The organism is Burkholderia sp. SIMBA_051 (assembly GCF_046534915.1).
Classification (GTDB): Bacteria; Pseudomonadota; Gammaproteobacteria; order Burkholderiales; family Burkholderiaceae; genus Burkholderia; species Burkholderia ambifaria.
This window is the reverse complement of sequence record NZ_JAWRXS010000131.1, coordinates 1-321: the sequence shown is the minus strand read 5'-3', so window position 1 is coordinate 321 and position 321 is coordinate 1. Positions and strand designations below refer to the sequence as shown.

The window sequence follows — 321 nt, the reverse complement described above, 5'->3', positions numbered from 1 at the left end:
CGGGCTGGCCAGCCTGCGCGTGCGCGCCATCTGCTACGCCATGATCACGCTGGCGGTCGCGGCGGCGTTCCAGACGCTGGTGTCACAGCTATCCGACCTGACCGGCGGCGAGGACGGCCTGAACGTCAAGGTGCCGCAGATGCTGCGCCCGGCCTACCGGCCATTCGCCGAGCCGCTGTTCGGCGTGACCATCGACGGCCGCATCATCACCTACTACCTGATCGCCGCCGTCTGCGTGGCGCTGTTCCTGATGCTGCTGCGCATCGTCAATTCGCCGTTCGGCCGGGTGCTGCAGGCGATACGCGAGAATCCGTTCCGCGC

General features: G+C 68.2%; 1 pseudogene. It reads left to right on the top strand.

The features are described from left to right. Positions 1-321: pseudogene (locus SB771_RS33880) on the top strand (branched-chain amino acid ABC transporter permease); the annotation flags it as partial.